At 52.0% G+C, this 25,797-nt stretch carries 25 protein-coding genes; 8 read left to right on the top strand and 17 right to left on the bottom strand.

Translation table 11 applies throughout. The features are described 5' to 3' along the window. Positions 1-111: 111 nt before the first annotated feature. Positions 112-570 (bottom strand): DUF3757 domain-containing protein, encoded by a 459-nt coding sequence (locus tag ICA20_RS23595; protein WP_038635965.1) that lies wholly within the window; start codon positions 568-570, stop codon positions 112-114. 325 nt (positions 571-895) lie between these two features. Here ICA20_RS23595 and fieF point away from each other — a divergent pair, with 325 nt between their 5' ends. The 6 genes from fieF (at position 896) to ICA20_RS23565 (ending at position 7,958) form a co-directional block, all read left to right on the top strand. Beyond that, positions 896-1,798, top strand: a complete 903-nt coding sequence (gene fieF / locus ICA20_RS23590; RefSeq protein WP_038635968.1) for a CDF family cation-efflux transporter FieF — start codon at positions 896-898, stop codon at positions 1,796-1,798. Positions 1,799-1,983: 185 nt separating this feature from the next. Next, complete coding sequence (gene pfkA / locus ICA20_RS23585) at positions 1,984-2,946, top strand: 6-phosphofructokinase (protein WP_006686196.1); 963 nt, start codon at positions 1,984-1,986, stop codon at positions 2,944-2,946. A 204-nt stretch (positions 2,947-3,150) separates the two neighbouring features. Then, complete coding sequence (gene sbp, locus ICA20_RS23580) at positions 3,151-4,140, top strand: sulfate/thiosulfate ABC transporter substrate-binding protein Sbp (RefSeq protein ID WP_038635971.1); 990 nt, start codon at positions 3,151-3,153, stop codon at positions 4,138-4,140. A gap of 104 nt (positions 4,141-4,244) precedes the next feature. After that, positions 4,245-4,994, top strand: coding sequence for a CDP-diacylglycerol diphosphatase (locus tag ICA20_RS23575; protein WP_038635973.1), 750 nt, complete (start codon positions 4,245-4,247; stop codon positions 4,992-4,994). Positions 4,995-5,067: 73 nt separating this feature from the next. Next, the gene (locus tag ICA20_RS23570) at positions 5,068-6,372 is read left to right on the top strand and encodes an SLC13 family permease (RefSeq protein ID WP_038635976.1); all 1,305 of its coding nucleotides are present in this window, start codon (positions 5,068-5,070) and stop codon (positions 6,370-6,372) included. Between the two features lie 113 nt (positions 6,373-6,485). Next, positions 6,486-7,958 carry a DASS family sodium-coupled anion symporter gene (locus ICA20_RS23565; RefSeq protein WP_038635979.1) on the top strand — a complete coding sequence of 491 codons (1,473 nt, stop codon included), beginning with the start codon at positions 6,486-6,488 and terminating at the stop codon, positions 7,956-7,958. A gap of 40 nt (positions 7,959-7,998) precedes the next feature. On the opposite strand, the gene tpiA is transcribed toward ICA20_RS23565, so the two are convergent. Both tpiA and ICA20_RS23555 read right to left on the bottom strand, forming a co-directional pair. Continuing rightward, positions 7,999-8,766 (bottom strand): triose-phosphate isomerase, encoded by a 768-nt coding sequence (gene tpiA / locus ICA20_RS23560; RefSeq protein WP_038635981.1) that lies wholly within the window; start codon positions 8,764-8,766, stop codon positions 7,999-8,001. A gap of 111 nt (positions 8,767-8,877) precedes the next feature. Next, positions 8,878-9,474 carry a YiiQ family protein gene (locus tag ICA20_RS23555; RefSeq protein ID WP_038635984.1) on the bottom strand — a complete coding sequence of 199 codons (597 nt, stop codon included), beginning with the start codon at positions 9,472-9,474 and terminating at the stop codon, positions 8,878-8,880. Between the two features lie 100 nt (positions 9,475-9,574). Here ICA20_RS23555 and ICA20_RS23550 point away from each other — a divergent pair, with 100 nt between their 5' ends. Then, positions 9,575-10,003 carry a DUF805 domain-containing protein gene (locus tag ICA20_RS23550; protein ID WP_038635986.1) on the top strand — a complete coding sequence of 143 codons (429 nt, stop codon included), beginning with the start codon at positions 9,575-9,577 and terminating at the stop codon, positions 10,001-10,003. Between the two features lie 69 nt (positions 10,004-10,072). Here the strand turns inward: ICA20_RS23550 and fpr are convergent, their stop codons facing one another. The 4 genes from fpr to ICA20_RS23530 all read right to left on the bottom strand — a co-directional run bounded on the left by fpr (position 10,073) and on the right by ICA20_RS23530 (position 14,442). Next, positions 10,073-10,819, bottom strand: coding sequence for a ferredoxin--NADP(+) reductase (gene fpr / locus ICA20_RS23545; RefSeq protein ID WP_038635988.1), 747 nt, complete (start codon positions 10,817-10,819; stop codon positions 10,073-10,075). A gap of 95 nt (positions 10,820-10,914) precedes the next feature. Further along, positions 10,915-11,925, bottom strand: coding sequence for a class II fructose-bisphosphatase (gene glpX, locus ICA20_RS23540; RefSeq protein WP_038635990.1), 1,011 nt, complete (start codon positions 11,923-11,925; stop codon positions 10,915-10,917). Between the two features lie 140 nt (positions 11,926-12,065). Continuing rightward, positions 12,066-13,574, bottom strand: a complete 1,509-nt coding sequence (gene glpK / locus ICA20_RS23535; protein ID WP_038635993.1) for a glycerol kinase GlpK — start codon at positions 13,572-13,574, stop codon at positions 12,066-12,068. Positions 13,575-13,596: 22 nt separating this feature from the next. Further along, a complete protein-coding gene (locus ICA20_RS23530; RefSeq protein WP_038635996.1) occupies positions 13,597-14,442 on the bottom strand; it encodes an MIP/aquaporin family protein in 846 nt (281 codons plus the stop codon). A 428-nt stretch (positions 14,443-14,870) separates the two neighbouring features. Here ICA20_RS23530 and zapB point away from each other — a divergent pair, with 428 nt between their 5' ends. After that, positions 14,871-15,116, top strand: a complete 246-nt coding sequence (gene zapB, locus ICA20_RS23525; protein WP_019077914.1) for a septal ring assembly protein ZapB — start codon at positions 14,871-14,873, stop codon at positions 15,114-15,116. Between the two features lie 206 nt (positions 15,117-15,322). Here the strand turns inward: zapB and ICA20_RS23520 are convergent, their stop codons facing one another. The 10 genes from ICA20_RS23520 to cytR form a co-directional block, all read right to left on the bottom strand. After that, positions 15,323-17,254: a sigma 54-interacting transcriptional regulator gene (locus ICA20_RS23520; RefSeq protein ID WP_038635998.1), complete on the bottom strand. Its 1,932-nt coding sequence runs from the start codon at positions 17,252-17,254 to the stop codon at positions 15,323-15,325. Between the two features lie 159 nt (positions 17,255-17,413). Next, positions 17,414-18,373, bottom strand: coding sequence for a 2-keto-3-deoxygluconate permease (locus tag ICA20_RS23515; RefSeq protein WP_038636001.1), 960 nt, complete (start codon positions 18,371-18,373; stop codon positions 17,414-17,416). 86 nt (positions 18,374-18,459) lie between these two features. Continuing rightward, entirely contained in the window at positions 18,460-19,623 is a 1,164-nt protein-coding gene (locus ICA20_RS23510; RefSeq protein ID WP_038636004.1) for a UxaA family hydrolase, read from the bottom strand. Positions 19,624-19,644: 21 nt separating this feature from the next. Next, positions 19,645-19,935: a UxaA family hydrolase gene (locus ICA20_RS23505; protein WP_038636007.1), complete on the bottom strand. Its 291-nt coding sequence runs from the start codon at positions 19,933-19,935 to the stop codon at positions 19,645-19,647. A 227-nt stretch (positions 19,936-20,162) separates the two neighbouring features. Then, entirely contained in the window at positions 20,163-20,648 is a 486-nt protein-coding gene (rraA, locus tag ICA20_RS23500; protein ID WP_008787034.1) for a ribonuclease E activity regulator RraA, read from the bottom strand. A gap of 92 nt (positions 20,649-20,740) precedes the next feature. Continuing rightward, positions 20,741-21,670 (bottom strand): 1,4-dihydroxy-2-naphthoate polyprenyltransferase, encoded by a 930-nt coding sequence (gene menA, locus ICA20_RS23495; protein ID WP_038636012.1) that lies wholly within the window; start codon positions 21,668-21,670, stop codon positions 20,741-20,743. 67 nt (positions 21,671-21,737) lie between these two features. Continuing rightward, the gene (hslU, locus tag ICA20_RS23490; RefSeq protein ID WP_038636017.1) at positions 21,738-23,069 is read right to left on the bottom strand and encodes an HslU--HslV peptidase ATPase subunit; all 1,332 of its coding nucleotides are present in this window, start codon (positions 23,067-23,069) and stop codon (positions 21,738-21,740) included. A 9-nt stretch (positions 23,070-23,078) separates the two neighbouring features. Further along, entirely contained in the window at positions 23,079-23,609 is a 531-nt protein-coding gene (gene hslV, locus ICA20_RS23485) for an ATP-dependent protease subunit HslV (RefSeq protein WP_003028805.1), read from the bottom strand. Between the two features lie 91 nt (positions 23,610-23,700). Beyond that, entirely contained in the window at positions 23,701-24,675 is a 975-nt protein-coding gene (gene ftsN / locus ICA20_RS23480) for a cell division protein FtsN (protein WP_071888065.1), read from the bottom strand. 93 nt (positions 24,676-24,768) lie between these two features. Continuing rightward, positions 24,769-25,794, bottom strand: a complete 1,026-nt coding sequence (cytR, locus tag ICA20_RS23475) for a DNA-binding transcriptional regulator CytR (protein ID WP_003028807.1) — start codon at positions 25,792-25,794, stop codon at positions 24,769-24,771. Positions 25,795-25,797 lie beyond the last annotated feature (3 nt).

The raw sequence follows: 25,797 nt of genomic DNA, 5'->3' as shown, positions 1-25,797 counted from the left end.
CTTGCCATAGACACCATCCCTGTCTTCCCCCACATGATGTGGGGGTTTTTTTTTGCCCAAAAAACGGTCTCTGATGGGGCGTGCTTGGGTGGCAGGCGAAGGGAGAAGGGATCAGTTATTGACTGTCTGCAGTGGTTCGAATCCGCAGGCGTCTGCTGACTTGTCGCAATCATAAAAACGTTCGGTTTTTGCGGCCGATTCAGGATACCAGTTATCGTTTCCTTCAATCGACACAATCAGATTGCTGAGTATATTCTCTTTCCCTTTACGGCTATACGTCAGGTCAATTTCCTGGCCGTTTGCCAGTTCGTAAGTGCAGTTGACTAATACGCCTTCAGCCAGTTTATTTTTTGCAAAATAAAGTGCAGTGACGAAGCGTTTAATGTCCTTCTGTTGGTGTACTTGAGAATTCCAGCTCCCTTCCCATCCGGATAAGGTAACGGGAGAGGTATAAATATGGTTTTCATAAGTGATGTTTTCTGGCGCTGGGCATTGCATGCTTTCCGTCGCGGCTGCCGCAGAGCCTGAAAGCAGGGCGAGCGTAAGCGCAGTATATATACTATGTTTCATTATTTTTTCCTTTATATTCGCTTGACTTATCTATTATAGAGTGAATAAGTGACCTGCAAGGAAAATATAAGAATAAAAGAGTAGTAAAGGCAATATTAATTATGAGTAATTCAGAGGCTGTGCCGATTTTTATTATTGTTTAGGTCGTTTGATTTTTAATTGATGCTAAATGATATATATATAAAATGTTTTCTATTATTCACTTTGTTGATAATTGTTTACTCAGGCTGGTGCTAAACGGTTATATCTCATTTTCTACACTTCGCTGTCGTCAGACGATCATCGCTATGAGTTATACTACGCCAAGATGATGGCAGGAGTGTTTATGAATCAAACCTATGGGCGGCTGGTTAGTCGGGCGGCAATCGCGGCGACCGTGATGGCATCGCTGTTACTTTTGATCAAAATTTTTGCGTGGTGGTACACCGGATCGGTCAGTATTCTGGCTGCACTGGTGGATTCTTTGGTGGATATCGCGGCGTCGTTAACCAACCTGTTGGTGGTGCGCTATTCTTTGCAACCGGCCGATGATGAACATACCTTCGGACACGGTAAAGCGGAATCATTGGCGGCGTTGGCGCAAAGTATGTTTATTTCCGGCTCAGCGCTGTTTTTATTCCTGACCGGGATTCAGCATCTTATCCAACCCACGCCGATGAAAGATCCCGGCGTCGGGGTGATTGTTACCATCATTGCGTTAGTGTGCACCATCATACTGGTCTCGTTTCAGCGCTGGGTGGTGAAGCGTACGCAAAGTCAGGCTGTTAGGGCGGATATGCTTCATTATCAGTCTGATGTTATGATGAACGGTGCGATTCTCATTGCGCTTGGGCTGGCATGGTACGGCTGGCATCGCGCAGATGCCTTGTTTGCGCTCGGGATTGGCATCTATATTTTATATAGCGCATTACGCATGGGGTATGAGGCGGTGCAGTCATTGCTGGATCGCGCTTTACCCGATGAAGAACGTCAGGAAATTATTGATATCGTGACGTCATGGCCGGGAGTCAGCGGCGCTCACGATCTTCGTACGCGGCAGTCAGGGCCGACCCGCTTTATTCAGATTCATTTGGAAATGGAAGATAATCTGCCGCTCGTTCAGGCGCATGTAGTGGCTGAGCAGGTCGAGCAGGCAATTTTGCGACGTTTCCCGGGATCGGATGTCATCATTCATCAGGATCCCTGTTCGGTCGTACCCAAGGAAGGCAAGATGTTTGAGCTTTCATAATTCGTTGTAAAAAAAGTGAACCAGGCCAGCATTTTGTGTATAAATTACCACCATTTGGCCTGACCTGAATCAATTCAGCAGGAAGTGATTGTTATACTATCTGCATATTCGTTGGATCGTTTCGATATGCGGAATCGACTTCCGGCAGCAGATTTCATTTTGCATTCCAAAGTTCAGAGGTAGTCATGATTAAGAAAATCGGTGTGTTGACAAGCGGCGGTGATGCGCCGGGCATGAACGCAGCAATCCGTGGTGTTGTGCGTGCAGCGTTGACGGAAGGGCTGGAAGTCATGGGGATCCATGATGGCTACCTGGGTTTGTATGAAGACCGTATGGTCCAGCTTGACCGCTATAGCGTGTCCGACATGATCAACCGTGGCGGTACCTTCCTCGGTTCTGCCCGCTTCCCGGAATTCCGCGACGAAAACGTGCGTGCGGTGGCTATCGAAAACCTGAAGAAGCGTGGCATCGACGCCCTGGTTGTTATCGGCGGTGACGGTTCTTACATGGGTGCGAAACGCCTGACTGAAATGGGCTTCCCGTGCATCGGTCTGCCGGGTACTATCGACAACGATATCAAGGGCACCGACTACACCATCGGTTATTTCACCGCGCTGGGTACTGTCGTCGAAGCGATTGACCGTCTGCGTGATACCTCTTCTTCTCACCAGCGTATCTCTATCGTTGAAGTGATGGGCCGCTACTGTGGCGATCTGACCCTGGCGGCAGCGATTGCCGGCGGTTGTGAGTTCGTAGTGGTTCCGGAAGTAGAATTCAGCCGTGACGATCTGGTTGCTGAAATCAAAGCCGGTATCGCGAAAGGCAAAAAGCACGCGATTGTAGCGATCACTGAGCACATGTGCGACGTTGACGAACTGGCGCATTACATCGAGAAAGAAACGGGCCGTGAAACGCGTTCAACCGTACTGGGTCACATCCAGCGTGGTGGTTCTCCGGTTCCTTATGACCGTATTCTGGCGTCCCGTATGGGCGCGTATGCCATTGAATTGCTGCTCGAAGGTCACGGTGGCCGTTGCGTAGGTATTCAGAACGAAAAACTGGTTCACCATGACATCATCGACGCTATCGAAAACATGAAGCGTCCTTTCAAAGGTGACTGGCTGGACTGCGCGAAAAAACTGTACTAATTGTTTTTTGCGCGCCTGATGGCGCTACGCTTATCCGGCCTTCAGGTTGCTGAGACTTGCAGGCCGGATTAGGCGCTAGCCGCCATCCGGCAATCCCTCAGATTTATTCCTCGAAGTTATAGCAAATCTTTTTTTATTCTTTAATGTTTGGATCGCTTTCTGGCACGCTTTGCTCATCACAACACCACATAAGAGAGCTGGGCGATGAACAAATGGGGCGTAGGGTTAACATTATTGCTGGCATCGACCAGCGTTCTGGCAAAGGACATTCAGTTACTAAACGTATCGTACGATCCAACGCGTGAACTGTACGAGCAGTACAACAAAGCTTTTAGCGCGCACTGGAAGCAGGAAACTGGCGATAACGTCGTGATCCGCCAATCGCACGGCGGTTCGGGTAAACAGGCGACTTCCGTCATTAACGGCATTGAAGCCGATGTTGTGACGCTGGCGCTGGCTTACGATGTGGACGCTATTGCTGAACGTGGTCGTATCGATAAAAACTGGATCAAGCGTCTGCCGGATAACTCAGCACCTTACACCTCCACCATCGTTTTCCTGGTCCGCAAAGGCAATCCAAAACAAATTCATGACTGGAACGATCTGATCAAACCGGGCGTATCGGTCATTACGCCAAACCCGAAAAGCTCAGGCGGCGCACGCTGGAACTATCTGGCGGCATGGGGCTACGCCCTGCACCACAACAATAACGATCAGGCCAAAGCCCAGGACTTTGTCAAAGCCCTGTTTAAAAACGTCGAAGTGCTGGACTCTGGTGCGCGTGGCTCAACCAATACCTTCGTTGAACGTGGTATCGGTGATGTGCTGATTGCCTGGGAAAACGAAGCGCTACTGGCGACGAACGAACTGGGTAAAGATAAATTCGAGATAGTGACCCCGAGTGAATCAATTCTCGCGGAGCCGACCGTTTCCGTGGTCGACAAAGTGGTGGAAAAGAAAGACACCAAAGCGGTAGCGGAAGCCTACCTGAAGTATCTCTACTCGCCGGAAGGTCAGGAGATAGCAGCGAAAAATTTCTACCGTCCGCGTGATGCTGAAGTGGCGAAGAAATACGAAAATGTCTTTCCGAAGCTGAAGCTGTTCACCATTGACGAAGAGTTTGGCGGCTGGACGAAAGCACAGAAAGAGCACTTCTCTAACGGCGGTACGTTCGACCAGATCAGCAAGCGTTAAATAAATCTGTGAGTTACCAACCCGGTGGCATAACGCGACCGGGTTTTTTATTTGTCATGGTTTTGCGTTACTCTTGCCCCTCAATAGGATACAGGGAACGCGTAATGAAAAAAGCAGGCTATCTTTTACTGGCGGTGATTGTGGTGGCTGCCGCTGCTGGCATTGGTTACTGGAAATTCACCGGCAACCCGGACGCGTTACGCCAGATTGTTCTCCAGCAATGCTTGCCGCACCAGTTGCAGCAGCAGGATCCCGCACCGTGCGTGGAAGTGAAACCTGACGCCGGATATGTGGTGTTCAAAGATCGTAACGGTCCGCTGCAATATCTGTTGATGCCTGGTTACCGTATCAATGGTACGGAAAGCCCGTTGCTGTTGGAATCAGGCACGCCGAACTTTTTCTGGCTGGCCTGGCAGGCGCGTAGCTTTATGAGCCAAAAATACGGTCAGGAGATCCCTGACAAAGCGGTATCGCTGACCATTAACTCGCGTAGCGGTCGTACGCAAAATCACCTACACATTCATATCTCCTGCCTGCGGACCGATGTCAGAAAACAGCTGGATGACAACATGGCGAAAATCAGCACCCGCTGGTTGCCTTTGCCGGGTGGATTACGTGGGCATGAATATCTGGCGCGTCGCGTCACGGAGAATGAACTGGCGCAACGCAGCCCGTTTATTATGCTGGCGGAAGAAGTACCGGATGCGCGAGAACATATGGGCAGCTATGCGCTGGCGATGGTGCGCCAGAGCGATGAGTCCTTTGTCCTGCTGGCGACTCAGCGTAACTTGCTGTCGCTGAATCTCGCCTCTGCTGAGGAAATTCAGGATCATCAATGTGATATTCTGCGCTAACCCTACCTAATCTGGCGTTTACTCCGCATGCCTGTCCCCGTATTCTTGTTGAAAAAAACAACAGGAGACAGGCATGTCGCTCTGGCTTTCGCACCCTCTGTTTATCCCTTCTCTGGTGGTTGGCATCACCATTCTTCTCTGGGCGACGTCGCTGCTGCCGGAATTTATAACGGCGCTGCTGTTCTTTGCCGTGGCGATGGTGGTCAAAATCGCGTCACCGGATGTGATTTTTGGCGGCTTTGCGTCGTCGGCGTTCTGGCTGGTCTTCAGTGGATTCGTGCTGGGTATCGCGATTCGTAAAACGGGATTGGCGGACAGGGCGGCGAGGGCGCTGTCATCGCGATTGACCGACTCCTGGCCGTTAATGGTAGCGAGTGTGGTACTGCTAAGTTATGCGCTGGCATTTGTAATGCCGTCCAACATGGGGCGTATTGCGCTGCTGATGCCGATTGTTGCCGCGATGGCGAAACGGGCGGGAATTAACGACGGCACGCGAGCCTGGTATGGTCTGGCGCTGGCCGTCGGGTTTGGGACGTTCCAGCTTTCCGCGACGATTTTACCCGCTAACGTGCCGAATCTGGTGATGAGTGGCGCAGCGGAAGGTTCCTACGGTATCCACCTGAATTATCTGCCTTATTTACTACTGCATACGCCGGTTCTGGGCTGGCTCAAAGGCGCGATACTCATCGTACTTATCTGCTGGCTGTTTCCTGGTAAGCCCCATGCGCCGCGAGATTTAACGCCGCCTGAGCCGATGAGCCGGGATGAAAAACGTCTGGCATGGATGTTAGCGGTGGTGTTGTTTTTGTGGGTAAGCGAAAGCTGGCACGGCATTGGTCCAGCGTGGACCGGACTGGCGGCGGCGGTTATCACGCTGCTACCTCGGGTTGGCTTTATTAATGGCGAGGAGTTTTCCAGTGGGGTCAATATCCGTACCTGTATCTACGTGGCGGGTATTCTGGGGCTGGCGATCACCGTCACGCAGACCGGTATTGGCAGTGCGGTGGGCGAGGCGCTGTTACAGGTGATGCCGCTGGACGCGGAAAAACCGTTCACCAGCTTCCTCGCGCTGACCGGCATTACCACCGCACTCAATTTTATTATGACGGCAAACGGTGTTCCGGCGCTGTATACCACGCTGGCGCAAAGCTTTGCCGATGCCACGGGATTCCCGCTGCTGTCGGTGATTATGATTCAGGTGCTAGGGTATTCCACACCGCTGCTGCCGTATCAGGCTTCACCCATTGTTGTGGCGATGGCGCTTGGGAAAGTGCCTGCGAGGGCGGGGATGCTGCTGTGTATGGCGCTGGCGGCGGCAACGTATCTGGTGCTTCTGCCGTTGGATTACTTCTGGTTCAGTATGCTGGGTAAATTATAACTGTATCTAAATGTTAATTTTTTGTTTTGTGAGATGATGAATTGTTTTATTTGGGCTGATGGCGGTTAATACCGGGGCGCAGATTTGCGCACTGGAAACTCAAGGATTGATTCATGGACAGTTTGACCCCTATCCGCTGTTGGCCTGCCATCATTTCGCTCGCGATCACGCTGACCATCTGGTTTGTTATCCCGTGTCCGCCTGACGTCACTCCGCAAGCGTGGCATCTGCTGGCGTTGTTCATTGGTACGATCGCAGCGATTATCGGTAAAGCCATGCCCATTGGCGCCATTGCGGTTGTGGCGATTATGCTGGTGGCGATGACCGGCGTCACTAACCCCGGTAAACCCTCGGCCGCGCTGAACGATGCCTTGAGCGGCTTCTCTAATCAACTGATTTGGCTGATTGGTTTATCCATCATGCTGTCGCAAAGCCTGTTAAAGACCGGGTTGGGCGCGCGTATTGGCTACGGGTTTATTGCGCTGTTTGGTAAAAGAACGCTGGGTATTGCGTGGGCATTAACCCTTGCGGAAACCCTGATTGCGCCGGTTACGCCAAGCAACACGGCGCGTGGCGGCGGTATTATTCACCCGGTAATGCGGGCGATTGCGGAAAGCCTCGGATCGCAGCCGGGCAACAACGAGAATGGCTCAACGGGCCGCTATCTGGCGCTGGTGAATTACAACATTAACCCCATCAGCTCGGCAATGTTCATCACCGCGACCGCGCCTAACCCTTTAATTGTTAGCTTTTTAACGAAGGGAACCGATGGTGTGCTGAATATGACCTGGGGAATGTGGGCTATCGCCGCGCTGCTTCCCGCGGTGGTCTCACTGGTCGTTATGCCGATTGTTATCTGGTGGCTCTACCCGCCAGCCATCACACGCACGCCAAATGCGCCTCAGTTCGCACGACAAAAACTGGATGCGCTAGGTCCGCTTTCACTGGCAGAGAAAATTACCCTGGCCGTCTTCATTTTGCTGCTCTGCCTGTGGGCGGGAGTGCCCGCGATGTTGATGGGTAGTGGCTGGAGTGTAAACCCTACCAGCGCCGCGTTAATTGGTTTGTCGATTCTGTTGATGGCGGGCGTATTAAGTTGGGATGACATTCTTAAGTGCCGTGGCGCGTGGGATACCATAGTCTGGTTCGCGGCGCTGGTAATGATGGCGGATTTTCTCAGCAAGTTGGGGCTGGTGGGGTGGCTGGCAACCAGCGTGGGTAGCGCAATCGACCATCTTGGTGTGCACTGGAGCATCGCGACGCTATTGCTGATCCTGCTTTACGTCTACTCGCACTACTTTTTCGCCAGTACAACCGCGCATATCACGGCGATGTTCGCTGCATTCTTCGCCGCAGGATTAGGCCTCGGCGCGCCGCCGGCGCTGCTTGGGTTGATGCTCGGCTTCTCCTCCTCGCTGATGATGTCGCTCACGCACTATGGCACGGGTACTGCGCCTATCATCTTTGGTTCAGGCTATGTCACGCTGGCGGAGTGGTGGAAAACGGGGCTGGTAATGAGTGTGGTCAACCTGACCATTTGGGGGATAACCGGCGCCTTCTGGTGGCACTGGCTGGGATACTGGTAAACCTGATGCGACGGGAGGAGTGCTCCTCCCGCCATACAACTTAAGCCTGTTTAGCGGCTTCTGCTGCTTTAACGATAACTGCGAAGGCGTCTGCTTTCAGAGAAGCACCGCCAACCAGCGCGCCGTCGATGTCCGGCTGAGCGAACAGTTCAGCAGCGTTGCCCGCGTTCACGGAACCGCCGTACTGGATGATAACCTGTTCAGCGATTTTCGCGTCAGCTTTAGCAATGTGGTCACGGATGAATTTGTGAACAGCCTGAGCCTGAGCCGGAGTTGCAGATTTACCGGTACCGATAGCCCATACTGGTTCGTAAGCGATAACTACGCCTTCGAATGCCGCAGCGCCCTGAGTTTTCAGAACGGCGTCGATCTGACGTGCGCAGACTTCTTCAGTTTTGCCCGCTTCATTTTCTGCTTCGGTTTCACCAATGCACAGAACGGGAGTCAGACCCTGCTCTTTCAGCACAGCAAATTTCTTCGCGATCAGTTCGTCAGACTCTTTGTGGTAAGTACGGCGCTCAGAGTGACCGATAATGATGTACTGCGCGCCGATATCTTTCAGCATTTCAGCGCTTGTTTCACCGGTGAATGCGCCAGACAGGTTCAGGTCAACGTTCTGCGCGCCCAGGATGATGTGGCTACCGGCAGCGGCATGTTTCGCCAGGTCGATATACATTTCCGGCGGAGCAATCGCTACTGCACAGCCAGCAACGCCAGCCAGTTCTTTACGCAGATTAGCAACCAGTTCGTTTACCATATGGCGGCTGCCGTTCAGTTTCCAGTTACCCATCACTAAAGGATGTCGCATTTCATTTCTCCACGCTTGTCAGCGAATTAAGGAATATGGCCGCCCGTCAGGGCAGCATGGTCTGTGAAACAGTATAGAGATTCGTCTGCGGAAAGGCTTTGCTTTTTGTCATCAATTCGCCTTCTCAAGACTTTCTGATAGTGCCAGCTTAATCGGTTCAACAGCGAAGGTCAGCCCCTTTTCACCGTTATCTGCTATGACATAGCGAATAGCGCCTTCTGTTTCGGCGTAATAGTGCTTACCTTTGCCAGCGGCGAGCAATTTTTGCAGCTTTTTCTGACTTTGTTCTTTTGTCAGCAGCGGCGCGACGGTGTGAATGACGGCGGTCATGTATTCCAGCGCTTTCGCTTTCGCCGCCTTTTGTTCAGGCCCCTGAATCGGTAGCCAGGTGATCTGCATACTTTTGATTTTCAATGTACCGCGTTCAAGCGCGGATGACGCATACAGATTTTCGTTGATTTTGCTGGCGGCGCGGGTGAGATTCGCCCGGTCGCGGCTGCTGTCGATGGCACGGAATTCATTGAGGATAAGCTTTGGATTCTGTGTATTAAAGTTTTCACGAAACTGGCTAATCGATAGATCAAAAGTCGGCGCGCCCGCCAGCAAATAGGGGGCCGTGATTGCCGTCGATGGCTCTTCCGCCTGCGCTGTAGTGCTGACGGTTAAGGCTGAAAACAGTAATAAAAACAGTGTAAATCCTTGCTTCATCAATTGTACCTTTCATTCTCACTGCTCACGATTAAAACGGTAACCGTCCGGCTTGTCAAAAGGGTAAACTGTCCTGGAAGGTAATAATAAAGGAACCTACATGACCATACAGCAGTGGTTATTCTCATTTAAAGGGCGTATTGGACGCCGTGATTTCTGGATTTGGATAGGTCTGTGGATCGTCAGTATGCTGGCGTTGTTCTCCCTGGCAAGTAAGCAATTACTCGATATTCAAACCGCAGCATTTTGTCTGGTGTGTCTGCTATGGCCGACGGCGGCGGTGACGGTAAAGCGTCTGCATGACCGAGGGCGTTCAGGAGCGTGGGCGTTGCTGATGATTCTGGCGTGGATGCTGCTGGCCGGAAACTGGGCGATGTTACCTGGCGTCTGGCAATGGGCGGTAGGCCGTTTTCTTCCGACGCTGATTCTGGTCGGCATGCTTATCGATCTGGGCGCGTTTGTCGGCACCCAGGACGAAAATAAATACGGTAAAGATACGCAGGACGTAAAGTACAGAGCTGACTCGTAGGCCGGATAAGGCGCGTTAGCGTCTTATCCGGCAAAATGCCCGGGGTGCTTACCGGGCAGTAAAACGTTCTTACCAGTAGTGTTCAGCGGTCATATGGCCTGGTCGACGGCGCAGGTGTTTGGTCATCTGCCGGGTCTCTTTCAACAGTTGCTGCGTGTCGCGCACCATTTGTGGATTTCCACACAGCATTACGTGGCTGGTTTCTTTATCCATTGGCAGACCTACCGCTTTTTCCAGCTCACCGCTTTCAATCAGCGCTGGCACTCGTCCGGTCAACGAATTTGCCGCAGTTTCACGGCTAACAACGGTCTGGATACGTAATTTACCTTCGTAGCGTTTTTCCAGCGCCTGCATCAATGGCAGGTAGCTTAAATCGGCGGCATAGCGCGCGGCGTGGACCAGCACCAGATTTTTAAAGCGATCCAGATCTTTGCCTAACTGCAGAATCGACAAATACGGGCCGATAGCCGTGCCGGTCGCCAGCATCCATAGCGTGTCGCAATCGGGGACCTCATCCAGCACGAAGAAGCCAGCGGCTTCACTGACCACCTGAACGTCATCGCCAGGCTTCAGCGCGGCCAAACGAGGGCTGAGTTTGCCGTCGGGAACCGTCACCAGATAAAACTCTAAATCGGGATTGTCGGGCGCATTCACGTAGGAATAGGCGCGCTGGACGCGCTCGCCGTCGATTTCCAGGCCAAGCTTGGTAAACTGGCCAGCAGTAAAAGGAAGAACCGGAGCTCGCACGGTCAAACTAAATAAGGCATCGGTCCAGTTCTGCACCTTTGTGACTTTGCCTGTTACCCAATCTGCCATGGTTTTCTCCTGTCTGCTTTGATTGCCTTATCTTCGTTCGTTGGACGAAAGATTTCCAGCCCGGATGGGCTGGAAGGCTCTATTGATCAAATCAATTACAGGATGTGCGCCTGCACATCGGGATCTTTGCGATCGAGATAGTGAATCGACTGAATGCGGCGGATTGTGCGCGATTTGCCGCGGATCAGCAGCGTTTCGGTGGTCGCGATATTGCCTTTGCGGCTAATGCCTTCCAGCAGATCGCCTTTGGTGATGCCGGTGGCAGAAAAAATGACGTTGTCGCTGCGCGCCATTTCGTCCAGACGCAGCGCTTTGCCCGCTTCAATGCCCATCGCGGTGCAGCGGGCCAGTTCCTGTTCGCCAATGCGGCGGTTTTCTTCGCTGTCGCCTTTGACGTCATGACGCGCCAGGAGACGGCCCTGCATATCGCCATCCAGCGCGCGGATAACGGCGGCGGAGACCACACCTTCCGGTGCGCCGCCAATGCCGTACAGCACGTCAACTTCGCTGTCAGGCATGCAGGTCAGAATTGAAGCCGCAACGTCGCCGTCGGGAATAGCGAATACGCGCACGCCCAGTTTCGTCATCTCTGCAATAACGTCATCATGGCGAGGTTTTGCCAGGATAGTGACGGTCAGGTCACTCAGGGGTTTGTTCAGCGCGGCGGCAATGTTACGCAGGTTGGCTTCCAGCGACAGATTCAGGTCAATGGACCCTTTTGCGCCTGGGCCGACAATCAGCTTTTCCATATACATGTCCGGCGCGTTCAGGAAGCAGCCTTTATCGCCCACGGCCAGTACCGCCAGCGCATTTGCTTGGCCCATTGCCGTCATACGCGTGCCTTCGATAGGATCGACTGCGATGTCTACCGCATCGCCAAGACCCGTACCGACTTTCTCACCGATAAACAGCATCGGCGCTTCATCGATTTCACCTTCGCCAATCACGATGGTGCCGTCGATGTTGACCTGGTTGAGCATAATACGCATGGCGTTCACCGCCGCGCCGTCAGCGGTATTTTTATCGCCGCGGCCCAGCCATTTATAGCCAGCCAGCGCGGCCGCTTCGGTCACGCGTGAAAATTCAATGGCAAGTTCTCGTCTCATTGCAAACTCGTAGCTGAAAGGAATGGCGCGAAGTGTAGCACAGGGGAGGGGGCGAGATTATTGATGTGTGTGCGGGGTTGTCCCCGCACGAAGATATTGCCGGATAAGACACCTTAGCGTCGCTATCCGGCAATGACGTATTACTCGTCGTGATCTTCCCACGCCATGGCGCGTTTGACTGCTTTTTTCCAGCCGCTGTAACGGAAGTTACGTTCGGTGGTTTCGATGCCAGGACGGAATTCACGCTCGATGACCGCTTTTTCCTGCAGCTCATCCAGGTTTTGCCAGAAGCCGACCGCCAGACCGGCCAGATAAGCCGCACCCAGCGCAGTGACTTCGCGGACTTCCGGGCGCTCAACGCGTGTGCCGAGAATGTCCGACTGGAACTGCATCAGGAAGTTGTTGGCTACCGCACCGCCATCGACGCGCAGGGCGTGCAAGCGAATGCCGGAGTCAGCCTGCATCGCTTCCAGTACGTCACGGGTCTGGTAAGCGATAGACTCAAGCGTTGCGCGAATGATGTGGTTGGAGTTTACGCCACGGGTCAGACCGAAGATGGCGCCACGCGCATACGGGTCCCAGTACGGTGCGCCCAGACCGGTGAATGCCGGAACGACGTACACGCCGTTGGTGTCTTTCACTTTAGTCGCGAAATACTCAGAGTCGAATGCATCGCTGATGAGTTTCATTTCATCACGCAGCCACTGGATAGAGGCACCCGCCATAAACACCGCGCCTTCCAGGGCGTAGTTCACTTCTCCGGTCGGTCCGCAGGCGATGGTGGTCAGCAGCCCGTTTTCGGACTTAACGGCTTTCTCGCCGGTGTTCATCAGCATGAAGCAGCCGGTACCGTAAGTGTTTTTCGCCATCCCTTCTTTCACGCACAACTGGCCGAACAGCGCCGCCTGCTGGTCACCGGCGATACCGGAGATAGGAATACGAATGCCGCCCTTACCACCGATGTTGGTCTGACCGTACACTTCAGAAGAACGACGTACTTCCGGCAGCATGGCGCGCGGAATATCCAGCGCATCCAGCATCTTGTCGTCCCAGTCCAGGGAGTGAATGTTGAACAGCATGGTACGTGAGGCGTTGGTGTAATCGGTGACGTGTACGCGCCCCTGCGTCATTTTCCAGATAAGCCAGGTATCTACGGTACCAAACAGCAGTTCACCGCGACGGGCGCGCTCACGCGAACCTTCTACGTGGTCGAGGATCCACTTCACTTTGGTACCGGAGAAGTACGGGTCAATCACCAGACCGGTGTTGCTACGGATGTAATCTTCCATACCGTCGCGCTTGAGCTTCTCGCAGATATCCGCGGTACGACGACACTGCCACACAATGGCGTTATAGATAGGTTTACCGGTCTCACGTTCCCAGACGATGGTGGTTTCACGCTGGTTGGTAATACCGATCGCGGCAATTTCATCGGAACTGATATCGGCTTTCGCCAGCACTTCTACCAGCGTGGAGCTTTGGGTCGCCCAAATTTCCATTGGGTCGTGTTCTACCCAACCTGCTTTCGGGTAGATTTGCTCGAATTCGCGCTGTGAAACGGCAACGATATTTGCATCGTGGTCCATGACGACCGCGCGGGAGCTGGTAGTGCCCTGGTCGAGCGCAACGATATATTTTTTTTCAGTCATAATTTTTTGTCCCGTAGTCACATTACTGCGAAGCTTTTTGTTGAGTGTTGGCCGCAACGTCTTTCTCTTCAATCGCGCAGACATCGCACGGCAAATGACGACCAATCAGTTTGCGATAGGCCCATGCGCCCAAAATTGCGCCGGTAATCGGTCCAAACACCGGTACCAGGAAGTAAGGGATATCACGACCACCCGTGAAGGCAATCTCACCCCATCCGGCCAGTCCGGCGAAGAGTTTCGGTCCGAAGTCACGTGCCGGGTTCATCGCAAAACCTGTTAGCGGGCCCATGGAAGCACCAATAACGGCAATCAGTAAGCCGATCAGCAGTGGCGCCAGCGGACCACGAGGTACACCGTTACCATCGTCGGTCAGGGCCAGAATCAGCCCCATTAGAATAGCGGTAATGACCATTTCAACCGCGAAGGCCTGCACAAAATTGATATGCGGGTTCGGATAGGTGGAGAAAGTACCTGCCAGACCCAGGCTCTCGGTACTGCCGCGCACGATATGATTGGTTTGTTCGAAATCGAGGAAAAGATTGTAATAAAGCCCGTAAACCAATGCCGCTGCGCAAAAGGCGCCGGCAATTTGCGAAATAATAAAAGGGACGACTTTGCGTTTATCAAAACAGGCAAACAGCCAGAGTGCGATGGTGACCGCTGGATTCAGGTGTGCGCCAGAAACGCCTGCGGTCAGATAGATAGCCATCGCTACCCCCAGACCCCAGATGATGCTGATTTCCCACTGACCAAAAGTAGCCCCGGCCACTTTGAGTGCAGCGACACAGCCCACACCGAAGAAAATCAACAACCCGGTACCGAGGAATTCAGCAATGCACTGGCCTTTTAAGGTTGATGTTTGACTCATAATCGGATCCTGAAGAGAGTTTAATGTTTATTGTGTGCGAGAAGGTCACTGACATCCCCGGAGCCGGTAGGCACACTGTTAATTTATCGTTAACGCTCAAAAACGAGAAATATCGAAATTAAAATGTGTGTACTGCATCAACAAAATGAGCGTTTTCGCGCCATTGCGCGGTATTTGTTATACAAAAATAGTGTGAGCTGAATCATTTCACCGATCAATCTCTTAACACTTAAGCGTTATGACAGTCATGTCACCAGGAGAAAGACTAAAAGTGTTGCAAACCGCAATCTGCGCGGGATGCCGCTGGACAGGGATGACGCGGCTTCATACAATCGGTGTTAAGTAGAGTGCGCTCGTTTTTATTAAGGCGTCGCCGGTTATCGGGGCGAGGATTTTTATCCATCAACGCCTTGCAATTCAGGAGAGGTATGACGATGTCATTAGAAGTGTTTGAGAAACTGGAAGCAAAAGTACAGCAGGCGATTGATACCATCACGCTGTTGCAGATGGAAATCGAAGAGCTGAAAGAAAAGAACAACTCACTGTCGCAGGAAGTTCAGTCTGCACAGCAGCAGCGTGAAGAACTGGAGCGTGAGAACAACAATCTGAAAGAACAGCAGAACGGCTGGCAGGATCGTCTGCATGCCCTGCTGGGTCGTATGGAAGAAGTCTAATCCTCGTCATATTTCACGTTATGGCGGCGTTGGCTGCGTGCGTTCACCCCAGTCACATAGTGGCCTATGCTCCTGGGGATTCACTTACTTGCCGCCTTGCCCTGACGCGAAATCTATAGAGGTTTTAGTTTGTAGGCCGGATAAGGTGTAAGCCGACATCCGGCAATACTTATCTTTGATAACGGCCTTGCTTGCGGGCTTTCCCATCAATCACCAAGCCAACGGGTGAACGAGCTACGGTCAATATCCAGTTGCTTCGCTGCACGGCTTTTGTTGTTTTGCTGTCGTAGTAGCACCCCTTTGAGAATACGGCTACGGATCCGTTTATACGGCCCTTCGAGCAACTGGCAGTCCGGGCAGTGATGGCGAGGTTGTTGGGGGGAAGACGCTTTATCGGCTTGTAAATCCTCAATCAGTAACGTGGCGGCAGAAAGAGACACCACGCCGGATGAAAACGATAACGCCAGGCGCTCCATAATATTATTCAACTGACGTACGTTACCCGGCCATAAATATTTTTTCAGCTCACTCCATAAACTTTCGCTCAATGCAATGGGAGGCAACTGATAGGACTTTCTCAGCGCATCTAAAGTTGTTTGCCCGATAAGTTGGATATCGTCCGGGCGTTCACGTAACGGTAATGTGGTGACCTTGAGCACATTCAAGCGATAAAAAAGGTCTTCTCTAAAATCACCGGCTGCAATCATTGCCGGTAAGTTTCGGTTTGTGGCCGCAATAACGCGGACGTTGACCGGAATCATGTGATCTGCGCCCAGGCGCATCAGTTGGCGCTCTTGCAGAATGCGTAAGAGTTTTGCTTGTAAGAACTTATCCAGTTCGCTGATTTCATCAAGAAAGATGGTGCCGTTATGCGCCAGTTCAAACATCCCTGCGCGGCCTTTTTTAGAGGCACCGGAAAACGCGCCATCGACATATCCAAAGAGTTCGCTTTCCATAATTGAAGCGGGGATTGCGCCGCAGTTAACTGCAACAAATGGCCCATTGCGATGTGAACTGGCGTTATGAATGCTCTGCGCCAGAACCTCTTTGCCGGTACCATTTTCACCGAGTAGCAGTATTGTTGCTTCGGTTTCCGCATATATCCTGGCTAACCTTAAGCGATCCTGCATTTCACGGTTGCAGGTAATAAAATCTTCGAAGTGATACCTGGCGTGAAATCCTAACTTTTTCGCTTCTTTGATTCTTATCTTCTGCTCAGCTTTCTGTAAGTTAGATGATGTCTGGAGGGTGATCACCACGCGGTTGAGATTTTGGTTTTCTACAATGGGGAACTGGTTAACCACAAATTCGCCATAGGGTGTGTTGATTAACTCATTTTCTATCGGGATATTATTTTGCAGATCTTCCCAGTTTAGCGTTAAGGAAGGTATTTTTTTACTGATTAAATCATGTTTACTGAGTTGTAAAAGCTCGACGGCTTTATGATTACAGTGAATGACATTACCGCAATTATCAATGAGAAGAATGAATTTATTGGTGTGGTCAAGTAACAGGTTTAGCTGGTTTTGCTCAATGCGCTCATTAGCGAGCGCCTGATACAGCTGAATTGCCTCATGTAATGCCAGTTCTATGGACTCGACACCCGAATGGAAAGGGATGAAATGTTCCATGCTGTGTGTGCCAAAATAAAGCGGGCAAATGGCATCGCCAATAATAAGATCTATCTGGTTATTTTGTGTGTAATTGACAAAGTCATTTCTGACATTCTCAATGCAAGGGTTGGCCATTTCGTCAATGATAAACTCAGTGAGTTGCAGATTAAGCATCCTGGCTATTTTCATACAACCGTCGATAACGCTGCGAAACCCAATAACCCCAATATTTTTATTGAGCCCAAGATATGGCCTGAGGGCATCGATAATATCATAGGCGGATGTTTTTATTTCAATGACAGGCTGCGGTATTTTTTGTTTAAGCATCCATGCCATGCCACCGCGACTAATCACAAGATCAGGAGGATTCGTGCGCAATATCGGGATCACGGAATCAACATCGTCGAGGGTGGCATTTAATATCGTTATATTTGCGATGTGATTATATCGGATAGACAGGCGTTCAGCTTCGAGAGAGAGCGCTTGTAAAGGAGAAACGATGTAAATATTAGGTAATTTTAACATGTTGAATCCAGCATGATCATGATGTGAAGTCGATAACGGTGGAAACAGTTGTCGGCATTATTGCAAAAACAGTAATCCATTCACGACTTACTGTTTCTGCAATCTTTTTGTCACATAAATGGTGAACAGCGGAATTGTTTTCGATCAACTCTGTGGAATTTATGTTTTTGATAACTGCTGGCGTTGGGCGATTCTCCTTTGTTCGCGGCGAGCAACCCAGGCGGTTATAAACGGTACGACTAAGGAGGTGACGATCGTAGAGGCGGCAATCTGCGGCGTCGCTACGGCGATTAATGCTGACACGCTGGGGTCAACTGCGGCGATAGCTGCGGGGGTCGCAACGGCGTTACCGGCCGTCGTGGAGACTGCCGCTCCGGCGATGCCTGAACCTCCGACAAAACGGGAGACGGCAACATTAATCAGCGCGCCAATGAATGCGGTCATGAGACCCAGAATAACCCCTGCGAATCCGGCCATCAGCAGGGTGCTGAAATCGATTCCGGTACCCAGACCAAAAGAGAAGAAGGGGATCAGCATCGCGCCGCCGCTTTTCAGGAACGAACGCATATCCTCATCCAGATTTCCGAGCAGCATACCAATCAGTATTGGTAAAACAACGGCGAACAGCTCCATTATTGGGATCGACACCAGCCCAGCGGCACCCATCGCCACCATCGTCAGAAAGGGGCCTTCAAGTACGGAAAGCACAGCGATAGCGCCCGCATCGGTTTCATTGCCAAACTGTTTGGTCAGTGCAGCGTAGAGGCCCATATTCGCATTGGTCATAGCCGCGATAATGGCGAGTGCAGACAAACCAAAGAAGCCGTTGGCGCCGCAAAACTTTGCGACCAGTAAGCCAATTGCTGTCCCGACAACCAACTTGGACAGCATAATGGCGAACCCTTTTTTCAGGGCGACCGGCGCGGCCTGTAGGCGGATTTCAGCGCCCATACAGACAAAAAATACGCCCAGGATAGCGAGAGCGCCATGAGCTACCGCCGTCGAAAAGCTCCCTATTTCTAAAGCACCAGGACAAAATGTCTTTAATAATGCTCCGATCAATAACGGGATTACCATCATCCCGCCTGGGAATTTCTCAATTGTTTGTTTTATTTTCATGAGGAGACTTCCGTGTTTTCGTAACGGATATAAGTGATGGGAATATGTTATTTATTCCCACCGTATAGGGTTATATTTCTATCGTCTTAAAATGTTGGTGCGATCTTGTAAATAGAGAATTCCTTATGCCCAAGATCTTCAGCTTTGGTTGTTTTACCATTAGAAACCTTAATGATTTCCTGATAAATCACCTCGCCCATCTCATTAATAGAAGATTCTCCCCGCATAATCGATGAAACATCAATATCAATGTTGTCGCGCATTTTGGTAAATGTTTCTTCGTTGGCGGTGATTTTGATCACTGGCGCAATCGGGTTTCCCGTGGGGGTTCCGCGCCCGGTAGTAAAGATAATAATTTGTGCGCCGCCGGCCACCATCCCGGAGATGGATTCGATATCTTGTCCAGGGGAGTCCATCACCCATAGTCCACGACCGCCAGGGAAATCTGCGTATTGCAGGACGCCCTGTAGCGGTGAATGACCCGCTTTGTGCATGCAGCCCAGAGATTTTTCCTCAATGGTGGTGATACCGCCCTGGATATTACCTGGCGTCGGTTGCCCGCCCCTGATATCTGCGCCCAGGGCTTTCGCTCTTTCTTCACACCCCACAACCAGCTTGATTAAATCGTCTGCGACTTGTGAATTAATGGCCCGACGAGCAACAACGTGTTCTGCGCCAATGAATTCGGTGGTTTCTGAAAGAATCGATGTGCCACCATCGTTAACTAACAAATCAGATGCAACACCACAGGCAGGGTTGGAGGCGAGGCCAGAGGTGGTATCAGAACCTCCGCATTCCATTCCGAGGATCAACTCGCTGACGCTTATTTCTTCGTAGTCTTGCTGGGACAAATCCTGCGCATACTGACGTGCGATTGAAATTCCGCGCGCCTGACACTGCAAGGTCCCCCCTTCATTCTGAATTGTGATGCAGGAAACCGGCTTACCAAATTTCGTGATTTCTTGCGCAATGTGAGTAGGTTCAGCGCCTTCACAACCCAATCCGACAACGAGTATGGCGCCAACGTTGCCGTTCCTGGCAACGTTGATCAGTGTTTTTTCGGTTAATGCAGCATCACCAGCAATCTGGCAGCAACCAAAATCATTATTAAGCCAGGTTGAGCCATGAACCTGAGCGGAGATGTCCTGAGCCACTTTATTGGCGCAAACGCTGGTAGGTAAAATTAAGACGTAGTTGCGAATACCCACGCTGCCATCCGGACGACGATAACCTTTGATTGTTTTTTTCATTTTCACTTGTTCCTTCAGCCTTTATTTCCAATCCCCACGGCCACGTTCACTTTCAACATTATGAACATGAACATAATCTCCGGTCTGGATAGGCTTTGTTGCCCGACCAATGGATTCACCGTATTTGTAAACTTCGCCATGAAGCGCAACGGCTTTAATGGCAAATTTATGACCGTAAGGGATGTCATCCCGTAAGGTGATGGTCAGATTTTCATTGCCAACAAACATGTTGGCGACGTCTCCGGCCTTGAGGGGCTGGATAGCAGTAGCAACGCTATCTTGCGGGTTAATAACCACTGCATTTTTCTTCATAAAAAATCCTTATGCGCTTTGATTGGATACAGTGGTATAAAGCATAAGGCGTGCCATGTTTTTAACTTATTGTTTATTAAGACAAATAATATGCAGAGTGGGAAGGGGTGGAGAGAGCCGCTGTAAGTAGCTTCATCAGTTGCGGCAAATAGCTACAGTTGCAAGGCGTGCAAAAGGTGGGTACGACGGAAACGCATAAAAAAAGGCACCTTGCGGTGCCTTTTTGATCACTCGATATCGAGCGGGTCTTCGGAGAGGATTATCCCGGTGTTGTCGGCGTACAGGTGGTCGCCGGAGAAGAAGGTCACGCCGCCAAAGTTGACGCGCACATCGCTTTCCCCAATGCCTTCACCTGAAGCGCCTACCGGAATTGCGGCAATCGCCTGAATGCCGATATCCAGTTCTTCCAGATCGTCTACCTGGCGTACTGAGCCGTAGATGACCAGACCTTCCCATTCATTCTGTACGGCCAGCCGCGCCAGTTCGGCATCGACCAGCGCGCGGCGAACAGAACCGCCACCATCGACCAGCAGAATGCGACCACGGCCGTTCTGTTCGAGCAGATCGTACAGCAACCCGTTGTCCTCGAAACATTTTACCGTGATGATTTGTCCGCCAAACGACGACCGTCCCCCAAAGTTAGAGAACAGCGGTTCCACGACGTTGACATCTTCCTGATAGATGTCACAAAGCTCGGATGTATCGTATTTCATAGGCTTAACGTTTAGTTGCTGCGAGAATTTTTAGTATATCGCGCTATGTGTACTGTTGGCAAAATCATCAATTGTTAATTGATATTTGTCAGTTAAAGAGACCACTGACTTAAGAAAATTCCAACGACAAACAGCAGGTTAGTTAATAGTGCCGCTTTTACGGTGCGTTCCAGCATCGGGCGCATTGCCTCAGGGTTCATCTCACGCATCACGTAACGCGCCTGTTTGAAAAGCAGCGGAGCGGCGAGAATAAACAGCCATCCCCACAGGCTTTGCAGCGAGAACAGGTTAAACAGCGCCAGACAGACCAGCGTACCCATCAGCAGGCAGGCATGGTAGCGGCGGGCATTCACGGCGCCTAAACGCACGACCAGCGTGTTCTTGCCATTCTCTCTGTCGCTGTTGATATCGCGCAGATTGTTGACGTTGAGCACAGCGGTTGCCAGCAGGCCGCAGGCGGTGGCAGGCAGAATCAGCGCCGGAATCAGCGTATGGGCCTGTAAATACCAGCTTCCCATCACGCTGAGCCAGCCGAAGAATACCAGCACGGAAATATCGCCCAGACCGATATATCCGTAAGGGCGATTACCCACGGTGTAAGTGATCGCGGCGATAATCGACAGGCCCCCGAGCACCAGGAAACCGACAAAATCCGCCAGCGTGTGACAGGCCACGGCAACCAGGGCCAGACCAGACAGACAGATCAACACTACGGTGACGATCAGCGCGCGCTTCATCTGCTCTTGGGTGATAACCCCTTTTTGCATCCCGCGCAGCGGTCCAATGCGATCGGGCTTGTCGCTGCCTTTGACGGCATCGCCATAGTCGTTAGCGAGATTGGACAGAATTTGCAGCAGTCCCGCCGTAATCAATGCCAGCAGAGCAACCAGCGGATCGAAGTATCCTTGCCACCATGCTAATGCCGTACCGACGATGATCGCCGCGAAGGCGAGCGGTAAGGTCTTAGGTCGTAAACTTTCCAGCCAGGCTTGTGAGCGGCTAATTTGTTGTTGTTCAGTCATATTTAGCGCCAATAAAAATGGGGCTTTATCAGCCCCATCAACAGTGATGAAAATGCATTGAACGCGATTATAGGATAAAACGGCTCAGATCTTCATCTGCGACCAGCGCATCCAGATGTTTGCTCACATAATCGGCATCAATTGTGATGCTTTGGCCGTTCAAATCGCTCGCATCATAGGAAATATCTTCCATCAGACGTTCCAGAACGGTGTGCAGACGACGCGCACCGATGTTTTCGGTGGTTTCGTTAACCTGCCAGGCCGCTTCGGCAATGCGTTTAATGCCCGATTCGGTGAAGTTAATGTCCACACCTTCGGTCGCCATCAGCGCTTTGTACTGAACGGTGATGGAGGCATTCGGTTCGGTCAGGATACGCTCAAAATCGCTGGTGGTCAGCGCCTGTAGTTCAACGCGAATCGGTAGACGACCCTGCAGTTCCGGGATCAGGTCCGACGGTTTCGCGACCTGGAATGCGCCAGAAGCGATAAACAGAATGTGATCGGTTTTCACCATGCCGTGCTTGGTGGAGACCGTGCAGCCTTCAACCAGCGGCAGCAGGTCGCGCTGTACGCCTTCACGGGACACGTCCGGACCAGAGGATTCGCCGCGCTTACAGATTTTGTCGATTTCGTCGATAAACACGATCCCGTGCTGCTCAACGGCGTCGATAGCTTCCTGTTTCAGCTCTTCCGGGTTCACCAGTTTAGCCGCTTCTTCTTCAATCAGCAGCTTCATCGCGTCTTTGATTTTCAGCTTACGCGGTTTTTGCTTCTGACCGCCCAGGTTCTGGAACATGGACTGCAACTGGCTGGTCATCTCTTCCATGCCCGGAGGCGCCATGATTTCAACGCCCATCGGTGCGGCGGCGAGATCGATTTCGATCTCTTTATCGTCGAGCTGGCCTTCGCGCAGTTTTTTACGGAACGCCTGACGCGCGGCAGAAGGTTCCTGCGGCTGCTCAGACTGTCCCCAGTTATTTTTAGCTGGTGGGATCAGCACGTCGAGAATGCGCTCTTCCGCCATCTCTTCAGCGCGGAAGCGGTTTTTCTCGATGGCCTGAACGCGAACCATCTTAATGGCAGCGTCGGTCAGATCGCGGATGATCGAGTCAACTTCCTTACCAACATAGCCAACTTCGGTGAATTTGGTTGCTTCAACCTTGATGAACGGCGCGTTGGCCAGTTTTGCCAGGCGACGGGCGATTTCGGTTTTACCGACGCCGGTCGGGCCAATCATCAGAATATTTTTCGGCGTCACTTCATGGCGCAGCTCTTCGTTGAGCTGCATACGGCGCCAGCGGTTACGCAGGGCAATCGCCACGGAACGCTTAGCGTTATCCTGGCCGATGATGTGTTTGTTCAGTTCGCTGACAATTTCGCGTGGGGTCATTTCAGACATGGGGGATCCTTACGCTTTGGAGTTCAATTCTTCGATGGTATGGAAGTGGTTGGTATAAATGCAGATATCCCCTGCAATATCCAACGCTTTCTCAGCAATCTCGCGCGCGCCAAGCTCGGTGTTTTCCAGCAGAGCGCGTGCAGCAGCCTGGGCGTAGGGACCGCCGGAGCCGATGGCAATCAGATCGTTTTCTGGCTGGATGACGTCGCCATTACCGGTGATGATGAGTGATGCCGTTTCATCTGCGACGGCCAGTAGCGCTTCGAGTTTGCGCAGCATACGGTCGGTACGCCAGTCTTTTGCCAGTTCAACGGCCGCTTTCACCAGGTGACCCTGGTGCATTTCCAGCTTGCGTTCGAACAGTTCAAACAGCGTGAATGCATCCGCAGTACCGCCCGCAAAGCCCGCAATGACTTTGTCGTTATACAGACGGCGGACTTTCTTCACGTTGCCTTTCATTACGGTGTTACCCAGTGTGGCCTGACCATCACCGGCGATTACCACATGGCCGTTACGGCGTACGCTTACTATTGTTGTCACGAGCAGACCCCTTGGTTACAAATGCAGAATACAGGCCCCGCACAGGATGCGGGGCGTAATGCAAGTATAGATGGGGGGGATTTTGGGGGTTTCAACCCCCAGTGGCGAGTCGAATGCAGTTTGTGTGACCAGCAACCTTCAGGCGGCTGATGGTATTGTCGGCATTCTCTTTGCCTTTGAGCGGACCAATAACCACGCGATTCCAGCCGTTATTAGTGGTAATTCGCGAGTTGAACCCTTCAAAGGCCAGCTGTGCGCGCACGGTTTCTGCCTGCTCAGCACCTTTAAATGACCCGCACTGAACCATCCAGCGGCGTTCATCTTTTTTCTCGACCGTCTGTTTTGGCGGCTGCGTTTCATTCGTTATTGGCGCGGCCGGTTGCGTTTTCGGCTGAGCGGCGGTGGTATGCGCAGGCGTTTGCAGCAGATCCTGATACGGCTGTTGCGCCGCCGGTTTTGGCTGCGGTTTCGGCTGTTGTACCGGTGCGGTTTGCGCCGTACGCGTTTGCGGCTGCTGGTACGGCTGTTCCGTTGCCCGTTGGCGTGGCTGTTGAGCCTGCTGCTGCGTAGTGTTCCACTGCTGCTGTTGCACCTGACGTTGACGCTGCAGCGTTTGCTGGCGTTGCTCAGGCGTTTGTTCGTTCCATGGTACTTCGTTGAGCTGCGTTGGCTGTTGACGCATATCAGCCTGCATTTGCGCTAACAACTGGCGCTGCTCATTGGTTAACTGGTCGGCGTTCAGCACCTCGCCGCCGGCAGACGGTTCGGTAGGCGCGCGTACGCCAGGCTGACGGCTTTCCAGCTCTTTGATGTATCGCCAGCGCTCTTCCGGTTTTGGTGGAATGCCATTCCCGGTGACTTTCTGGTTTTGCAGCGTTTCGGACTCTTCTTTCTTGTGATGCGTAATGAAGTACAGACCACCGATAAAGGTCACGAGTACGGCTGCAGCAATAGCAACCATAGCGGGCGATACCGCAGGCGTATTGCGTTGTTTTTTCCGTGATGTGCTCTTTTTGCGCCGCGAAGGTGCCGGTTGGCCGCGACGTACATAATCTCGTTGTGCCACTATCGTTTCGCTGTATTTATTCGTTCGTCAGCCCGCCATGTTACTTAAGCGGCGGGCCTTTGACCAGACAGGGGAGTCCGAAAGCACTTTACTTTACGTCAGTGCCCGGGTTGTACCCCGAATAATAAGCTCGCAGTCCAGTAAACGTGAGCCACTGCTGACGTTCTGCCCTTGTAATTGATCGAGCAGTAACAGCATAGCTTCGCGTCCGATATCGAAACGCGGCTGTGCGACGGTTGTCAGGGGTGGATCACAAAATTCCGCGAGCGAAATGTTATCGAAGCCAATGATCGATAAATCGTCGGGTACTTTCAGGCCCTGACGTTTGGCGTAAGAGAGGGCGCCAAGCGCCATGACATCGCTGTGGCAGAAGACTGCGGTAGGCGGCTGTGGTAGCGCCAGGAGCTGTTTAAGCGCATTAGCTCCCGCTTCATAGGTAAAGTCTCCGCGCGCGATGAAATGCGGATCGACCGTAATTCCGCTGCGGCGCAGTGCCTGAACGTAACCTTGCAGACGGTAATGGCACAGCGGCATATCCTCTGGTCCGGCGATACAGCCAATGCGTTTATGTCCCAACTCCAGCAGATAATTCATCGCGTTGAAGGCGGCGGTGAGGTTATCAATGTGCACGGTGGGGAGTTCCAGCTCTGGCGCGAACTCGTTGGACATAACCATCGGCGGTAAATTACGCTGCTCTTCAACGCTGGCATCAAACGGCAGGCGCGAGCTGAGCAGGACCATGCCATCGATCTGCTTGGTGATAATGAGGTTAAGAAAGGTCTTTTCCTGCTGATTCTGGTGCGCGCAATCGCCGATAAGCACCAGATATCCCTGTTCTGCGGCGGTGACTTCTATGCCACGAATGACTTCGCTAAAAAACGGATCGCAGATATCAGGCACAATCACCAGAATGGTACGTGACTCATTACGCTTTACGTTGCGTCCCATCGATTGAGGTAGATATCCCACTTCCAGAGCTGCCTGCTCAACCTTGTTACGGGTTGACTGCGAAACTTTGTCTGGATTCATTAATGCGCGGGATACGGTTGCCGTTGAGACTTTCGCCTTCAGGGCAACATCTTTCATCGTAGCGGCGGCAACCTGCTTATTCGGTTTCACTCT

Origin of the sequence: Citrobacter sp. C5_2 (assembly GCF_014596845.2) — a bacterium.
GTDB lineage: Bacteria > Pseudomonadota > Gammaproteobacteria > Enterobacterales > Enterobacteriaceae > Citrobacter > Citrobacter werkmanii.
This window is presented reverse-complemented; position numbering and strand designations above follow the sequence as displayed.

Bases quoted from the DNA above. Each gene is read 5' to 3' on its own strand.
- ICA20_RS23575 (WP_038635973.1), top strand. From the start codon at position 4,245: ATGAAAAAAGCAGGCTATCTTTTACTGGCGGTGATTGTGGTGGCTGCC.
- menA (WP_038636012.1), bottom strand. From the start codon at position 21,670: ATGACTGAACAACAACAAATTAGCCGCTCACAAGCCTGGCTGGAAAGT.
- glpX (WP_038635990.1), bottom strand. From the start codon at position 11,925: ATGAGACGAGAACTTGCCATTGAATTTTCACGCGTGACCGAAGCGGCC.
- ICA20_RS23510 (WP_038636004.1), bottom strand. From the start codon at position 19,623: ATGAAAAAAACAATCAAAGGTTATCGTCGTCCGGATGGCAGCGTGGGT.
- fpr (WP_038635988.1), bottom strand. From the start codon at position 10,819: ATGGCAGATTGGGTAACAGGCAAAGTCACAAAGGTGCAGAACTGGACC.
- tpiA (WP_038635981.1), bottom strand. From the start codon at position 8,766: ATGCGACATCCTTTAGTGATGGGTAACTGGAAACTGAACGGCAGCCGC.
- ICA20_RS23530 (WP_038635996.1), bottom strand. From the start codon at position 14,442: ATGAGTCAAACATCAACCTTAAAAGGCCAGTGCATTGCTGAATTCCTC.
- ICA20_RS23555 (WP_038635984.1), bottom strand. From the start codon at position 9,474: ATGAAGCAAGGATTTACACTGTTTTTATTACTGTTTTCAGCCTTAACC.
- ICA20_RS23570 (WP_038635976.1), top strand. From the start codon at position 5,068: ATGTCGCTCTGGCTTTCGCACCCTCTGTTTATCCCTTCTCTGGTGGTT.
- ICA20_RS23550 (WP_038635986.1), top strand. From the start codon at position 9,575: ATGACCATACAGCAGTGGTTATTCTCATTTAAAGGGCGTATTGGACGC.
- sbp (WP_038635971.1), top strand. From the start codon at position 3,151: ATGAACAAATGGGGCGTAGGGTTAACATTATTGCTGGCATCGACCAGC.
- ICA20_RS23595 (WP_038635965.1), bottom strand. From the start codon at position 570: ATGAAACATAGTATATATACTGCGCTTACGCTCGCCCTGCTTTCAGGC.
- zapB (WP_019077914.1), top strand. From the start codon at position 14,871: ATGACGATGTCATTAGAAGTGTTTGAGAAACTGGAAGCAAAAGTACAG.
- hslU (WP_038636017.1), bottom strand. From the start codon at position 23,069: ATGTCTGAAATGACCCCACGCGAAATTGTCAGCGAACTGAACAAACAC.
- glpK (WP_038635993.1), bottom strand. From the start codon at position 13,574: ATGACTGAAAAAAAATATATCGTTGCGCTCGACCAGGGCACTACCAGC.
- ICA20_RS23565 (WP_038635979.1), top strand. From the start codon at position 6,486: ATGGACAGTTTGACCCCTATCCGCTGTTGGCCTGCCATCATTTCGCTC.
- ICA20_RS23505 (WP_038636007.1), bottom strand. From the start codon at position 19,935: ATGAAGAAAAATGCAGTGGTTATTAACCCGCAAGATAGCGTTGCTACT.
- ICA20_RS23520 (WP_038635998.1), bottom strand. From the start codon at position 17,254: ATGTTAAAATTACCTAATATTTACATCGTTTCTCCTTTACAAGCGCTC.
- fieF (WP_038635968.1), top strand. From the start codon at position 896: ATGAATCAAACCTATGGGCGGCTGGTTAGTCGGGCGGCAATCGCGGCG.
- pfkA (WP_006686196.1), top strand. From the start codon at position 1,984: ATGATTAAGAAAATCGGTGTGTTGACAAGCGGCGGTGATGCGCCGGGC.
- rraA (WP_008787034.1), bottom strand. From the start codon at position 20,648: ATGAAATACGATACATCCGAGCTTTGTGACATCTATCAGGAAGATGTC.
- ICA20_RS23515 (WP_038636001.1), bottom strand. From the start codon at position 18,373: ATGAAAATAAAACAAACAATTGAGAAATTCCCAGGCGGGATGATGGTA.